Here is a 15,026-nt window from a genome sequence, read left to right on the forward strand (position 1 = left end):
TCGCCGAAACGCCCGCTCACCGCCGGCCGCGCGGCGCCTCGGCCTTGGCCGGCTGCTCGGTCTGCGGCCCGCAGCTCGCAGCCGCGAGCGAGGCCTGTGCCTGCGGCATCAGGCCGGGCTCGGCGGCGAGTGCCTTCATCACGATCAGGCCGGTGGTGCTTGGGGAATCGATGATCAGGCGGTCGGCCGCGGTGATCTCTTCGTCCTCGGGCAGCTCGTTGTGCTGCGGCTCCGTCATCAGGTCGAGCTCGATCACCTTCTTGCCCGCCGAACGGTCGTTGATCGCGTAATAGGCGATCTCGTTGCGGGTGTAGAACGACACCGAGGTGTAGGCCTGGCTCACCGGCACCATCAGCTTGATCGGCCCGCCCGACAGATCGTAGCGGCAGATCGCGAGCGCAAAGGCCGGGTCCATGAACGGCATCGGCGAGGTGTTGGGGTCGGCGAGGGGAAGCTGGGTGACGCCGTTGAGCTTGGTCATCGGCGTCAGCCGCGAATAGGCGTCCTGCGTCGCGATCCGCGGCAGCGCCAGCACGCTGACGAGATGGACGACGAGGCCCAGCACGACACCAGCGACGATGGTGAACAGCAGCCGGATCATGAGCAGCCCACCGTCGTGATGGTGGGCATCGGCGCGTCACGCTGGGTGCGCGTCGCAACCCCGACGGGGGTGTCGTAGAGGCGCAGCATCAGCGCGTAGCGCTCGATGCCGCCGGTCGGCAGCCAGTTGCCGGCGCGCGAGCGCGAGGCGATGCGGATCTCGAACGAGCCGTCGGACTGGCGCAGGATCTCCTGGCTGGTGAAGCCGTAGCGCTGGAGCGAATTGGCGACAAGATGACCCTTGCGGTCATAGAGCGTCAGCGTCCAGAACCGCGCCGGCGGGGTCACGCCGGAGACCACGATGTCGCAGCGGCCGTCGAGCGCCTTCTTCTTGTCGTCGGCGGTCGCCGTGAAGGCGACGCCGTCACCGGTGCCGATCGGCAGCTCGCCGTTGCGCACGATGGTGGCGCGCGAATAGGGATCGACGTCGGCGGTGCCGGTGCGCGGGCGCGCGGTCCAGGGCCCGATCGTCAGCGCGCCGATCTCGGTGCCGCGCGTCGTCGTCATCCAGGTCGCGCCGACGCCGACCACGCTCGCGAGCAGAAGGGCCGTCAATGTGATCAGGATCAGCCGCACGGGATACGATCAGTTCTTGCGAGGGCCGGACGAGTTCGCGTTGTCCTCCGCCGCATAGTTCTGCGGGAAGGCGAGCGCGCTCGATGCCGCCGTCGGCTTGGCTTGCTTTGAATCGTCGGCGGCCGACTTGGTCGCGGTCTTGGCCGCATCATCCAAAAGTTTCTCGACGCGCACCAGGATGTCGGCGCCGCGCTTGGTCAGCACGGGCGGCGGACCGGGCTTGGTCTCCAGCACCTTCGGCGCCGCATTGGCCTGGGCGTTGGCAACGCGTTCCGGCGGCAGCTTCTGGCCCATGCCGATGCCGGCAATTTCCCGGACCTCGACGCCCTGATGCGCCGCGACCATGATGTCGTGCCAGGTCTGCGCCGGCAGCGAGCCGCCGGTCATGCGGTTGGTCGGCGAATAGTCGTCGTTGCCGTACCAGACCGCGCAGGTGAAATTGCCGGTGTAGCCGACGAACCAGGCGTCGCGATACGCATTGGTGGTGCCGGTCTTGCCCGCGGTCGGAATGCCGTCGAGCGCTGCGCGGCGCGCGGTGCCCTCGCTGACGACGTGGCTCATCATGCCGGCCATGTCGGAGGCAACGGAGGCCGGGATCGCCTGCCGCGGCTTCGGGCCGTCGCGGTCCCAGCGCCAGACCAGATCGCCGGCGCCGGTGCGCACTTCCAGCACCGAATGCGGTGTCACCGACTTGCCCCGGTTGGGGAAGGTTGCGTAGGCGACGGCGTGCTCGATCACGGTGACTTCGTCCGAGCCGATCGGCAGTGACGGCGTGTCGGGCAAGGGCGCCTTGAGGCCGAAGCGGCGGGCGACCTCGACGATCTTGGCGCGGCCGATCTTGGCCGGGTTCGGCGCCTTCGGCTGTTCCTTCTGGCCGATCGCGATCGACAGCTTGACCGGCACGACGTTGATCGAGCGCGTGATCGCCTGCGTCAGCGTCACCGCGCCGGAATAGGAATGACCATAGTTCTGCGGACACCAATTGCCGATGCAGACGGGACCGTCGACCACGATCGAGTTCGGCGTGAAACCGTTCAGCAGCGCGGTGGTGTAGACATAGGGCTTGAACGACGAGCCGGGCTGGCGATAGGCGTCAACCGCGCGGTTGAACTGGCTCGCGCCATAATCGCGGCCGCCGACCATGGCACGGATGCCGCCGTCGAGATCGGACACCACGGTCGCGGCCTGCGTCGCGTGATAGTCGCGGCCGAACTGGCGCAGCTGGTTCTCGATCGCGTCTTCGGCGGCCTTCTGCACGTTGGCGTCGATCGCCAGCCGTACCACGAAGACGCGCTCGGTGTAGGATTTCGGGAAGGTGTCGACCAGCTTGCGCATCTCGTCGAAGGCATAGTCGAGATAATAGTTCGGCGAAGCCTCGTCGCGGCGGTCGACGGCGAAGGCAGGATTACGGCGGGCGCCGAACACCTGGCCCTCGGTCATGAAGCCGGCATCGACGAGGTTGTCCAGCACGACGTTGGCGCGGGCACGCGCCGCAGGCAGGTTGATATGCGGCGCGTATTTGGTCGGCGCCTTGAACAGGCCCGCGAGCATTGCGGCTTCCGCGAGCGTCACGTCGCGCGCGGATTTGTTGAAGTAGAAATGTGCCGCGCCATCGACGCCGAAAGTGCCGCCGCCCATATAGGCGCGGTCGAGATAGAGCTTTAGGATCTCGTTCTTGGTCAGGCGCCATTCCAGCCAGACTGCGAGGAAGGCCTCGTTGATCTTGCGCTCGATGGTGCGCTCGTTGCTCAGGAACAGGTTCTTGGCGAGCTGCTGGGTGATCGAGGAGCCGCCCTGGCGGACACCGCCGGCCTGGGCGTTGGTGACGAGCGCGCGCGCGGTGCCGGCGATGTCGATGCCGAAATGCTCGTAGAAGCGGCGGTCTTCGGTGGCGAGCGTCGCCTTGATCAGCACGTCCGGAAAATCTTCCAGCGGGATCGAGTCGTTGTGCTTGATGCCGCGGCTGCCGATCGGGTTGCCGTAGCGGTCGAGGAAGGTCACCGCCAGATCGGACTTCTTCAGCCAGTCCTCGTCCGCGGTCTCGCGGAAGGCTGGAATGGCGAGGATGAGCATCAGCACCATGCCGCCGAGGCCGAGCGTTGCGGCTTCCGACAGGGGCTCGATGAACACCCAGCGCTTCCACCGTCCGACATAGAAGCGGTCCATGAAGGTCGAGTAGCGCTCGTAGAGCTCGCGGATGCCCTTGGCCGAGGAGAACAGCGAGGAGTCGATGCGCGCATCGAGGTCCAGGAAGAAATTCCGGACCCTGGCCTTCCAATGCGGTGGTATGATCTGGCGCACCTAGAACCCTTGAGGCTCGGTTCGAAAGCGTTCAAGCACCCGGCCGGGGCGGCATCGAGACGTCTTGCGGGAATGTTGCGGCAAACCCAAGGCGCCCGGTTCGCGTCCGAGGGGACTTGCTGTTTCTTCTAGCCGAGCGGGGCCTATAAACCAATGGTCACGCTCGCGATTTTGAACGACAGGCCTAATTGACCCCGGTTCATTACGGGTCTCACGGGGGCGTTGCTTGCAGCTTCACCGCTGCGCGCCCTAGATGGCGTTAGCCGTAGCTCTTTCGAATCTTGTTGAGGCGCATGACCGCAGCTCGCAAACGACCTTCAGGCCAGGAGGGATTCTTCTGGAAAACCAAGACGTTGGAAGAGATGTCTGGGGACGAATGGGAAAGCCTGTGCGACGGCTGCGGCCGCTGCTGCCTGAACAAGCTCGAGGAAGAAGACACCGGTGAGATCTATTTCACCCATGTCGGCTGCAAGCTGCTCGATGGGGCGACCTGCGGCTGCAAGGACTATGCGAATCGCTCCGCCAAGGTTCCGGACTGCGTCCGGCTGACCCCTGCCAATGTCCGCACCCTGAACTGGCTGCCGCCGAGCTGCGGCTACAAGCTGGTTGCCGAGGGGCGCGACCTCTATTGGTGGCATCCGCTGGTATCCGGCGATCCCGACACCGTGCACGAGGCCGGCGTCTCCGTGCGCGGTCGGGTCGAGGGCAGCGAGATCGAGATCCCGGATGAGGAGCTCGAGAACCACATCGTGCAATGGCCGGCGCAGCTGCCGAAACGGGCACGCCTGAAGCGACGTCCGAAGGACTGACCCGCCTACATTTTCAGTCAATTGTTCGGGATGACCCGGGGGTGGGATGCACCCATGCGCCGCGGTGCCTGCCTGAGAAGAACTTTGCTGTCTAAATTGGACTGCATAGAACGAATCCTTCGCGGCATTGCGCCCGCCCCACCACGTCCGATCGAGATGAACAAGTTCGAACGGCAGAGCGAAACTGCCGACACCCAGACATTGTCTGACGACATCGCCGAGGAATTGTCCCGCCTTCCGTCCGAGGTCTTGAGCGTCGATGACGCACCCTCGCTCGCGCCGCCGGCGCCACTGTCGCAGGACGAGGTGCGGACCATCGTGATCAGCCTGATGCTGACGATGTTCCTGGCCGCCCTCGACCAGACCATCGTCGCCACCGCGCTGCCCACCATCGGGCGTCAGTTCCATGATGTCTCGAACCTGTCCTGGGTCATCACGGCCTATCTGCTCGCCTCGACCGCGGTTGCACCGGTGTTCGGGACGCTGAGCGACATCTACGGCCGCAAGGTCATGATCATCGTCTCGTTGAGCCTGTTCATCGCGGGCTCGGTGCTGTGCGCGATCGCGCCGAGCATGCCGATGCTGATCCTGGCGCGCGGTCTCCAGGGGCTTGGCGGCGGCGGCATCATGCCGGTGGTGCAGACCGTGATCTCCGACGTCGTGAGCCCGCGCGAGCGCGGCCAGTACCAGGCCTATTTCTCCAGCGTGTGGATGGTCGGCGGCATCCTCGGCCCCGTCATCGGCGGCGTGTTCGCCGAGCATCTGCACTGGTCGATGATCTTCTGGATCAATTTGCCGCTCGCAGCCGCAGCCCTCGCGCTGCTGCTGCCGAAGATGAGCAAGATCCCGGTGTTCCACCGCAAGCGCAAGGTCGACTGGCTCGGCGGCGTGCTGCTGATGGCCTCCGCGGTGGTCTTCATGCTGGTGCTGACCTGGGGCGGCACGCGCTTCCCGTGGCTCTCGCCGACCGTTCTGGCGATGGTAGGCGGCGCTGTCGCGCTCGCGGTGACCTTCGTCTGGCACGCGCTGCGGGCGGATGAGCCGTTCCTGCCGCTGCCGCTGCTGAGCGGAAAGATCGCGCCCTTCGCGTTGACCGCCGGCGGCTGCGGTCTCGGCGCCATGACCGGCCTTACCGTCCAGCTTCCGCTCTATTACGAGTCGGTCTATCACCTCAGCGCCAGCGAGGCGGGGCTTGCGCTGATTCCGCTCGCGGCGGTCTCGACCTTCGGCGCGGCGATTGCCGGCCGCACCATGGCGCGCGCCAAGCACTACAAGCGCGTCGCCATCATCGGCACGTCCTGGGCCGCGTTATGCGCGCTGGGTCTCACGCTGACGACGCTGCCGCTGTGGGGACTGCTGACGCTGATGGCCGCGTTTGCGCTCGGGCTCGGTACGACCTTTCCGGTCTGCGTGGTCTCGCTGCAAAATTCGGTTGCCCGTCCGCAAGTCGGCACCATCACCGGCGCGATGAATTTCTTCCGCTCGCTGATGTCCTCGTTCACGGTGGCGGCGTTCGCGGCCATCTTGCTGATCGCGCTCGGCGCCGACGTCCCGCTCGCCGGCGAGCATCACGCCGCAGGCAGCATCCCTGCGATTCCCGCCGACGACATGCGGCACGCGTTCCGCTACGTCTTCGGCGCCGCCACCGCGTTGATGACCACTGCCTCGCTCTGCCTGATCGCGATGGAGGAGCGGCCGCTGGCCGGTCCGTCCGTCACCCAGCCGGTCGAGATGGCGGAGTAGCGGCCTCTAGCCGCCGCGGTCGGGGTCGTCGTCGGCACTGCCCTGAGTTGGCTTCCGTGCCGCCGCCGCAAGATGGCTCTTGAGCTGCGCGAGTGCATCGGCGGACCAGTCATTGACATCGGTGACGGCGACCCAGGCATCGACGTAATGCTCGGGCGCGTAGACATGGCCAAAGCCCATCGGCGTATTGGTCGCCACCGCCATGTCGAGAGCGAGCTGGAGCATCGTCACGATTGGATACCATCGCAGCTCCGGTGATACGTCCGGCCCGCGCGGCGCATTCATCCAGGCCGGGGCCCGGTAGGCGTCGCGGTAGGCGAAGAAGGTGATCGCGTCACTGGCATATTGCAGATAGACCACGCGCATCGGGCCCCAGGGCGTATCTGGCGGCACCGTCGGCCCGTTCTGATTCATGAAGCGGACGAAACGCCCGTCGCGGAATTCCGGCAGCCAGGCCGGCGAGCCCGGATTGCGGTTGTCGGTGATCGAGCGCCAGATGCGGCTCTCGAACGGCGCCCCGCTCCACAGCGCGCCGGCAATCGGATCGCCGATCGTCTCGAATAGCTCCGCGGACTTTTCCGAGTTCATCGCGCCGAGGCTGAGCCCGTGCAGATATAGCTTCGGCCGCTTGTCCTTTGGCAGCGTGGTCCAGTAGCCGTAGATTTCCGCGAACAGCGCGCGCGCAGCTTCCGCGCCGTACTCAGGCTGAAACAGCAGCGACAGCGGGCTGTTGAGATAGGAATACTGCATCGCGACGCTCGCGACGTCGCCGTGGTGGAGATATTCAACTGTATCCATCGCTGACGGATCGATCCAGCCGGTGCCGGTCGGCGTGATGACGATCAGGACCTTGCGGTCAAAACCGTGCTGACGCTTGAGCTCGTCGAGCGCAAGCCTGGCGCGCGACTGCGCCGTGTCGCTGCTGCCGAGGCCTACATACACACGCACGGGGTCGTGCGCGGGCCGTCCCGTGACGGCGCCGATCTCCGCTCCGGTCGGGCCCGAGGCAACGAACCGGCGCCCCATGCGACCGAGTTCCTTCCACTTCACCAACGATTCCGGGCTTCCCGTTCGACCGGGAGCGGTCGGCGCCGGCCGCTCGGGCTCGTGCAACGCGTTAAGCTCGCGGAAGGACGAATCGAGTGCGCGAAATGCCGAGCTGATCAGGACATTGCTGGCAATGGACCAGAACAGCAGGCCCGCAACGAGCACGCCGATGACGTTCGCGATCTTCCGCGGAATGAGCCGCCTCGTGCGCGCGGCGAGGAAGCGGGCGACAAGCACAAACAGCCGCCCCAGCACCAGCAGCACGACGAACGTAACCAGGGCGATGGCGCAGACCTTGAGCGGATGCGCGGTCTCGACCGGCGCCATCTTCATCACGGTGCGGATCGAGTTCTGCCATTCGGCCGTGCGCCACAGGAAGACAATGACGACGAGCAGGCAACCGGCTGCGGCCAGCGCGTTCGCGATCGATCTCGCACGCGCCGAAGGCTCAGGCAATTCGAGATAGTGCCACAGCCGGCGCCACAGCACGCCACAGAGGTAGCCGATCGCAAAGCAGCCGCCGGCGAGGACGCCTTGCGTGAGATAGCTCCGCGGGATCAGCGTCGGCGTCAGCGCGGCCGCGAAGAACAGCGCGCCCAGCATCAGGCCGACGCCGGACAATGAGAGCAGTTGTCGCCGAATGAGCCGCGCCAGATTCATGAAGCACCCACCGCGTGAGGCTAACCCTTGTCTATGAAACTACTCTTGCGAGGTAATCGGATCGTGAACTCGGTGAATTCACCGGGACGCGTATCGACGTCGATCGTGCCGCCGTGCTGTTTCACGATGATGTCGTGGCTGAGAGAAAGGCCGAGCCCGGTGCCTTCACCGGCGGGCTTGGTCGTGAAGAAGGGATTGAACATCTTCTCCTTCACGTCGGGGGGAATGCCGGTGCCGTTGTCGCGGATCCGGATCTCGACTTCAGTGCCGCGGTCGTGCGTCGTGGCGCTGAGCAGGGGAGCGGAGCCGTTGCCGCGCCTGGCCAGCGCATAGAAGCCGTTGGAGATCAGGTTCAACAGCACCCGTGTGATCTCCTGCGGAAACAATTCCGCCGTGCCAGCCTTGGGATCGAGCTCGCGCTTAACGGTGACGTCGAACTGCGGCTTCTCGGCACGCGCGCCGTGATAGGCGAGGTCGAGGCTCTCCTCGACCAGCGCGTTGATGTCGGTCAACCGGTGCTCGCCGGTGCCTGCGCGCGAATGCAGCAGCATGTTCTTGACGATCGAGTCGGCGCGCCTTCCGTGCTGCACGACCTTGCCCAGATTGTCCTTCAGCAGCCCGGTCAGTTCGTCGACCTCCGCGCGGATATCGTCCGCGAGCGGAACGGGCGCGAGGGCCTCGTTCAATTCGTCCGTCAGATCGGCGGACAGCGCAGCGAAATTGTTGACGAAGTTGAGCGGGTTCTTGATCTCATGCGCGATGCCGGCGGTCAGCTGGCCGAGCGAGGCAAGCTTCTCGGTCTGGATCAGCCGGTCTTGCGCTGCGCGCAAATCGTCGAGCGATTTGGTCAGCTCCACCGTGCGGGTCTGCACCTCGTTGAACAGGCTGACATTCTTGATGGCGATCACGGCCTGGTCAGCAAAAGTTTGCAACAGCCGCACATGATGCTCGCCGAACGCGCCAGTCGTGCTGCGTGTGACGATGATGACGCCGATCGCCTCGCCCTCGCTCATCAGCGGCGCGAACAGCATGCTGCGGAAGCCGCGGGCGCGCGCGATGTCGCGTGCGGCCGGCTCGAGCTCGGTGTCGGGGAGCTGCGCCGATTCACCATTGGCCACCAGCTGGTAGGCCGGGAACTGGGCGAGCGGCACCGGGAACGACGCCTGGAGCACGCGATCACCGGCCGGGTCGCCCGGCGTGAAGGCGGCAAGGTGCGCGGCGCCGTCGAAGTAGCGCAGCACGGCGGTGGAGAAGCCGCCGATCAGCCGCTTGGCATTGGCGGCGATGGCGTCGAACACCGGCTGCACGTCGGATGGCGACGCCGCCATCACTTTCAAGATGTCGGCTGTCGCCGTCTGCCGCTCGAGTGTACGTTGTGTCTCGTTGAACAGCCGCGCATTCTCGATTGCGATCACGGCCTGATCGGCAAACGTCTGGAGCAACTGCACGAGGTCGGGTGCAAACGCGCCGGGCTCGGCGCGCGTGACGCTGATCATGCCGACCGGCGTGCCCTGATTCATCAGCGGCATGAACAGCACGCTGCGGAAGCCGCGCAACCGCGCTAGATCCCGATTCAGCACGGGAACGTCCACGGCCTCGCTGTCGGGAAACTGGATGGTCTCGCCGCCGCGGACGAGGGCAAAAGTCGGAAAGTCCTCGATCCGCCGCGGGAACGTCGCCTTCAGCCCTTCGTCCGCGTCCGGGCTGGTCGGCGTGAACGCCACGAGGTGCAGTTCGTCGCCGATGAACTGAAGCACGGTGGCGGAGAAAGCGCCGAGCAGGTGCTTCGAGCTGGACGCAATCGCCGCGAAGACCGGCCGGGCATCGGAAGGGGAGGCCGCGATGGTGCGCAAAATCTCGGCGCTGGCGCTTTGGTGATCGCGCGCGGTCGCAAGCTCGCTGCGCAGCCGCGCGTTCTCGTCCGCTGCGGACTGCAATTGCCGCTTGAACTCGTCGATCCCGGCGACGTCGTTGGAAAGGGTGGTCATTTGCATTCCGGCTCAATGCCGCGACATGCGCGGCACCAAGCCGGATTATCACATCTTCTGCGGCCGGAGCCAGCACCCGTGGCGCGGCGGCCGGCTCACATACCCGGCCGGGACACCTCCGTCTCCTTGCTGGTAATGAACTCCAAGAGCACCGGCACGCCTTCCTTCGTCTTCTGGATCCCGCGTCTGATCGCAGGCACGATGTCCTCCGGCCTTGTCACCCGCTCGCCATAGCCGCCGAAGGCGCGCGCCATCGCGGCATAGTCGCCGGAAATGTCGGTCGAGCGATATTTTTCGGTCGAGATCGGCATAACCTTCAGCTCGATCGCCATCGAGAAATTGTTGAGCAGGATCGACATGATCGGGATGCGTTCGCGCACCGCGGTCTCGAAATCCATGCCCGTAAAGCCGATCGCGGCATCGCCCCAGACATTGATGCAGAGCTTGTCGGGCTTTGCGAGTTTTGCGCCCATCGCAAGCCCGAGGCCGTAGCCAAGCTGCGTCGTCTTGCCCCAGCCGAGATAGGAGAGGGGCTCGACTGCCTTCCAGAACGGCGAGAGCTGGTCGCGCGGGCTGCCGGCATCATGGGTGATGATGGTGTTGCCGATGTCGACGGTGTGCTGGAGGTCCCAGAGCACGCGATACGGGTTGAGCGGCGCGTCATTGCTGGTGAGCTTCGGCATCCATTTGGCGAACCACTCCTTGTGCGAGGCCGCGATCTCGGCTGCGACCGTCGCGGCGTTGCGATCCGCGGTGACGGTCTTGCCGATCTCGTCGAGCAGCGCATCGAGCACGAGACCGGCATCGCCGACGAGGCCGATCTTGGCCTCCACGTCCTTGTTGAGATGGTTCGGATCGAGCGTGGAATGGATGATCGTTTTGCCCTTCGGCATCGCGATGCCGAAGCTGGTCTCGGTGAAGGAGCAGCCGATCCCGAAGATGACGTCGGCCTCAGCGAGGAATTTCGGCACCGCGCGCGGCACCGCGAGGCCGCCGGAGCCGAGCGAGAGCGGATGCGTTTCCGGAAACGACGACTTGCCGCCGAGACTGGTGGTGACGGGAATGGCGAGCCTCTCCGCAAGCCGCTTCAGCTGCGGCCACGCCTGCGCGTAATGCACGCCCTGGCCGGCATAGATCACCGGCCGCTTGGCATTGACGAGCAGGGCGGCTGCTTCCTTCACATGCACGGGGTCGGCGCCGTAACGCGTGCGCAGCACCGGCGTGTAATTCAGCGGCTCCGGCACCTCCTCGTTCCACATGTCCGCGGGGATCTCGACAATCACCGGCCCGCCGCGGCCGTTCTTCAATTTTGTAAATGCGCGGCGGAAGATGTTGGCGACTTCGGCGGCCAGGATGATCGGCTCGGAGGATTTCGAGAATGCCTTCATCACCTCGCTGGAATTGAAGTTCGGCTCGATATGCGAGAGCCTGCGCTGATAGCCCATCGGCAGCACCAGCACGGGCACGGATTCGCCAAAGCATTGCGCGACGCCACCCATCGCATTTTCCGCGCCGGGCCCGTGCTGCATGCAGAACGCGCCGATCGTGCGTCCCGACGTCACGCGCGAGATCGCGTCCGCCATGTGTATCCCGACGCGCTCCTGCCGCACCATCACGGGCCGGATCTCGGCCTTCGCCGCATGCTCGATCAAATGGTTGACGGGATAACCGCAGAGGATCTCGATCCCCTCGCGCCGCATGATTTCCGCAATAGCGGTGCCGAGCTTCATGGCGTCTCTCTCCCTGGCGTGTGCCGGTTGGTCCCGGCTGATTAGGGAGAGAGGATCAGGAATCGAGCAGGGGGTAAAGCGCCGCTTTGTGCGCAGAGGGCTGCTATGCAGCACGAGCGCGCATCTGGAAAGGGGCCGCGCGGCCTATCCCACCAGGACCAGTGCGAGCAGACCTGATCCCAGTAACGCGACACCGGCTATCGTTACGGCCAGAAAAGCGAGCGATGTGAATTCTTCGCGCATGGACGTTAACCTGACTTCACCACGCTCCGACCATCACCAGAGTGGCGATGCTCAACAGCGAGCAACAGAGGATGATTGTCGGAGCGACGAAAGCCTGATGCGACCGCATTGTTGTCTCTCCCAACCAGAACAACGCGAACTGTAGCTCGGCGATGTTTTGCGGTGACTTCGTGGTCGATGGAAACCGGCTTCAATCCGAAAGTCGATTGTTTCGTTCCGCGCGGTCGACGAAGTCTCTTCACGGGTTCGCGAGCGGAAACTCAGCATCAATGGGCTTCGCAAGAGTTCAAGCCATGCTGCGAGCTTGCCAGCCGTAGGTCGACATAACCAACGGGAACCGCCTATTTGCAGCTTTTGCAGATCGTCAGCTTGCGCTTCAGCGCCTCATCTTCCTGATCGATCGCTTCCTGTGCCGTGCTGCCTTTTGTATCCGGATTGGGCTTGGAGCCCTTTGCTGCACGTGGCCTCGTCGGTCGCGTCGCCTGATCGGGGGTGTCATTGTCGTCGACGGTGCCGACGCTAAAACCATCGTAGTCGACGGCCGGATTCGGCAACGATGGAGATCCGCTGGTCGCCGGTGTCGACATGCTGTCAGTCGCTGCCGAGGAGTTTTTAGCGCCTGCACGTGGCGGCGACGCCTTGGGTGGAGCAAGTGAAACCGGCGGCGCGACCGAAGTCTGACCTCTCGCGCTGTCCTGCGACCACGCGGCAATAAACACGAAGCTGAGAGCCAAGAGCGTCGCGCGTTTCATCCGCATCCTTCAAACGGCTTTGGTTCAACGATTGATAGCATGGCTCTCCGAGCCAGGCGGTCTTGGAAAATATTAGCACTCACATGGCGATCAAAGTTGACGGAAATGGGGAGCGGAAACCCATCCTACCGGCTACCCGGCGGGCAAAACACGCCCGCGCTGGGTCAATCAGTGGCGACATAAATATTCGCATCTACAGAAATTCTGTTCTGGCGTATTGGCTAAATCGCCTCAGCCCCCACAAGGGGCGTTTCGCGATCGTCACGGGGTGCGGGCCGGGGTGCGGGCAAAGAGCAGGCTGCAGGAGCGCCGTTGCCCACACTCCGTCGTTGCGAGCGCAGCGAAGCAATCCAGAATCCCTCCGCGGAAGGACTCTAGATTGCTTCGCTGCGCTCGCAATGACGGGATGGCGGAGAGCCGGGAGCGGCAGCTACTTCGTGGCCGCGCTGATCGAGGCGAATTTGTTGCTGAGGAGGACGCTGCCCGTGTTGGTCACAATCGTCACGATGGCGAGCGCGATACCGGCGGCGATCAGGCCATACTCGATCGCGGTGGCGCCAGTTTCATCGACAAGAAAAGACCTGAGCAAAGTCATCGCCAACTCCTATTCATCCGGGTCAATGTATGCTCGCGCCGTTATCAAATCGGTAAATCGATCGGCTCGGTTTCTGCGTGTGTCAAAAATGCAGGCTCGGACGACCTTGCTGACTGTGTCTTATCGTAACAGCCGTTAAACGAAGGTTTCATTATCCAATTCAAATGAGCGGAAGCCGGCGGGGCCTCGGGACATCGTGGGGCGTGAAGGGCATAGGCGCCGTCCTGACGCCGCGCCTCAAGGCGTGGTCGCGCGTCCCGGCGCGCCCTTGCGCGGGCGTCCCAGCACTTGTGCAAGGCGTCCGACCAGATAGCTCATCACATGCGGCTGCGAGCGCACCGCCGTGTCGGCGATCCGCTCGTCCTCGGTCGTGTCGCTCACGATACCGATGTAGTTCTTTCTGGCGTCCTGCTGCGGCACGGTCGTGCGAACCTTGGCTCAATCGATGCCGGGACCATGGTGCGCGCAAGCGGAATCGACGGTTAATTTTGTCTCCCGTAGGAATACTCGGATGCGGTGCCACGGCACGGCGTGCGGAATGAGGGGGCTGCTTAACGGATTTTTGAGGCTGTTCGTCAACCGATCGGCAAGCATGCCGACCATCGCTGTCATTCGCGCCGGTCGTCCGCGTTCAGCGCCCGCAGCATGCCGATGCGGGCAAACATCAGCCAGCCGCCGCCATTCTCCGCCGCGTTGATCAGAGTCTCGATTGCCGTTTGCCAGCGCGCTTCATGCTGCTCGGCTTCGGGCAGTTGCATGATGTAGTCGGCGGCCTCTTGCAGCGTGCGCAGCCTGCGTCCGCCGCGTAACGCAATCGGATCGTCGAACGGCGTCGACCAGGGCATGTCAGGCCGCCCGATCGATGAGGAGAGACATCACGACGCGATCGATGGACGTGATGCCGTCAGCCGGCCTTCTTGGTCCGCGCCGGCGCGCGCGCCGGCTTGTCGGCCCTCTTGGAAGTTTCCTTGGAAGTTTCCTTGGGCGCCGCTGCCCTGGCGGCTGCGTCCTTGCCGCCCTTGCCCGAGATCGGCAGCAGCATCTCGCGCTGGCCCTCGACACGCTTCTTCGGCTTCTTGCCCTTGACGGTCTCTTTGGCGACCTTCGCCGCGGGCGCTGCGTCCTTCTCGTTGGCGATGCTCTTCTTCAGCGCGTCCATCAGATTGATGACGTTGCCGCCCGTCTTCGGCGCAGCCTTCGCTGCGATCGGCACACCAGAGCGCTTCTTGTTGATGAGATCGATCAGCGCGGTCTCGTAGTGATCCTCGAACAGCTCGGGTTCGAACGCGCCGGACTTCTTCTCGACGATATGCTTGGCGAGGTCGAGCATGTCCTTGGTCAGCTTCACGTCCTGGATGTCGTCGAAATAGTCCTTCTCGCTGCGCACCTCGTAGGGGTAGCGCAGCAGGGTGCCCATCAGGCCGGTCTCGAGCGGCTCGAGCGCGATGATATGCTCGCGGTTGGTCAGCACCACGCGGCCGATCGCGACCTTGTCCATGCTGCGGATGGTCTCGCGGATCACCGCAAAGGCGTCGTGGCCGACCTTGCCGTCCGGCACGAGATAATAGGGACGGATCAGATAGCGGTTGTCGATGTCGGTCTTCGGCACGAACTCGTCGATCTCGATCGTATGGGTCGAGTCGAGCGCGATGTCGTCGAGTTCGTCCTTCGTGACCTCGATATAGGTGTCGGTGTCGACCTTGTAGCCCTTGACGATGTCCTCGGAGGTCACCTCGTCACCGGTCTCGGCGTCGACCTTCAGATACTTGATCCGGTGGCCGGTCTTGCGGTTGATCTGGTTGAACGAGACCTTCTCGGTATCCGACGTGGCCGGATACAGCGCGACCGGGCAGGTCACGAGCGAGAGGCGCAAAAAACCCTTCCAATTGGCACGGGGGGCCATGGGTTACTCCAAACGCAACGGGGACAGCTGACGAGGATACCATCGGGGAACAGCGAATCATAGCAAGGCGGGATGCGGA

The 15,026-nt window shown here is 64.3% G+C and carries 13 protein-coding genes; 2 read left to right on the plus strand and 11 right to left on the minus strand.

Going from position 1 to position 15,026, the window contains the following annotated elements; genetic code table 11:
* Nucleotides 1–16: 16 nt before the first annotated feature.
* From UB31_RS16030 to UB31_RS16040, 3 genes are read right to left on the minus strand one after another with little or no spacing between them, the layout of a single operon-like run.
* Nucleotides 17–601: a DUF1254 domain-containing protein gene (locus UB31_RS16030; RefSeq protein WP_045011544.1), complete on the minus strand. Its 585-nt coding sequence runs from the start codon at nucleotides 599–601 to the stop codon at nucleotides 17–19.
* Nucleotides 598–1,176, minus strand: a complete 579-nt coding sequence (locus UB31_RS16035; protein WP_045006445.1) for a DUF1214 domain-containing protein — start codon at nucleotides 1,174–1,176, stop codon at nucleotides 598–600. The genes UB31_RS16030 and UB31_RS16035 overlap by 4 nt, the downstream gene beginning before the upstream one ends.
* A gap of 9 nt (nucleotides 1,177–1,185) precedes the next feature.
* Nucleotides 1,186–3,477 carry a transglycosylase domain-containing protein gene (locus tag UB31_RS16040; protein ID WP_045006444.1) on the minus strand — a complete coding sequence of 764 codons (2,292 nt, stop codon included), beginning with the start codon at nucleotides 3,475–3,477 and terminating at the stop codon, nucleotides 1,186–1,188.
* A 293-nt stretch (nucleotides 3,478–3,770) separates the two neighbouring features.
* Here UB31_RS16040 and UB31_RS16045 point away from each other — a divergent pair, with 293 nt between their 5' ends.
* The gene (locus tag UB31_RS16045; RefSeq protein WP_045011545.1) at nucleotides 3,771–4,286 is read left to right on the plus strand and encodes a YcgN family cysteine cluster protein; all 516 of its coding nucleotides are present in this window, start codon (nucleotides 3,771–3,773) and stop codon (nucleotides 4,284–4,286) included.
* 156 nt (nucleotides 4,287–4,442) lie between these two features.
* Entirely contained in the window at nucleotides 4,443–6,029 is a 1,587-nt protein-coding gene (locus UB31_RS16050; protein WP_045011546.1) for an MDR family MFS transporter, read from the plus strand.
* A gap of 6 nt (nucleotides 6,030–6,035) precedes the next feature.
* Here the strand turns inward: UB31_RS16050 and UB31_RS16055 are convergent, their stop codons facing one another.
* The 8 genes from UB31_RS16055 to ku all read right to left on the minus strand — a co-directional run bounded on the left by UB31_RS16055 (nucleotide 6,036) and on the right by ku (nucleotide 14,947).
* Nucleotides 6,036–7,736: an alpha/beta hydrolase gene (locus UB31_RS16055; protein WP_045011547.1), complete on the minus strand. Its 1,701-nt coding sequence runs from the start codon at nucleotides 7,734–7,736 to the stop codon at nucleotides 6,036–6,038.
* 20 nt (nucleotides 7,737–7,756) lie between these two features.
* The gene (locus UB31_RS16060; protein ID WP_045011548.1) at nucleotides 7,757–9,724 is read right to left on the minus strand and encodes a GAF domain-containing sensor histidine kinase; all 1,968 of its coding nucleotides are present in this window, start codon (nucleotides 9,722–9,724) and stop codon (nucleotides 7,757–7,759) included.
* Between the two features lie 95 nt (nucleotides 9,725–9,819).
* Nucleotides 9,820–11,454 carry a thiamine pyrophosphate-requiring protein gene (locus UB31_RS16065; protein WP_045006439.1) on the minus strand — a complete coding sequence of 545 codons (1,635 nt, stop codon included), beginning with the start codon at nucleotides 11,452–11,454 and terminating at the stop codon, nucleotides 9,820–9,822.
* Between the two features lie 584 nt (nucleotides 11,455–12,038).
* Nucleotides 12,039–12,449: a hypothetical protein gene (locus tag UB31_RS16070; protein ID WP_045011549.1), complete on the minus strand. Its 411-nt coding sequence runs from the start codon at nucleotides 12,447–12,449 to the stop codon at nucleotides 12,039–12,041.
* Nucleotides 12,450–12,879: 430 nt separating this feature from the next.
* Nucleotides 12,880–13,044: a Flp family type IVb pilin gene (locus UB31_RS16075; RefSeq protein WP_045006437.1), complete on the minus strand. Its 165-nt coding sequence runs from the start codon at nucleotides 13,042–13,044 to the stop codon at nucleotides 12,880–12,882.
* A 237-nt stretch (nucleotides 13,045–13,281) separates the two neighbouring features.
* Nucleotides 13,282–13,425 (minus strand): hypothetical protein, encoded by a 144-nt coding sequence (locus UB31_RS16080; RefSeq protein ID WP_245305995.1) that lies wholly within the window; start codon nucleotides 13,423–13,425, stop codon nucleotides 13,282–13,284.
* Between the two features lie 227 nt (nucleotides 13,426–13,652).
* A complete protein-coding gene (locus UB31_RS16085; RefSeq protein WP_045006435.1) occupies nucleotides 13,653–13,889 on the minus strand; it encodes a ubiquitin family protein in 237 nt (78 codons plus the stop codon).
* Nucleotides 13,890–13,948: 59 nt separating this feature from the next.
* Nucleotides 13,949–14,947 (minus strand): non-homologous end joining protein Ku, encoded by a 999-nt coding sequence (gene ku / locus UB31_RS16090; protein ID WP_045011551.1) that lies wholly within the window; start codon nucleotides 14,945–14,947, stop codon nucleotides 13,949–13,951.
* Nucleotides 14,948–15,026: the final 79 nt, after the last annotated feature.

The organism is Bradyrhizobium sp. LTSP849 (genome assembly GCF_000938255.1).
Classification (GTDB): Bacteria; Pseudomonadota; Alphaproteobacteria; order Rhizobiales; family Xanthobacteraceae; genus Bradyrhizobium.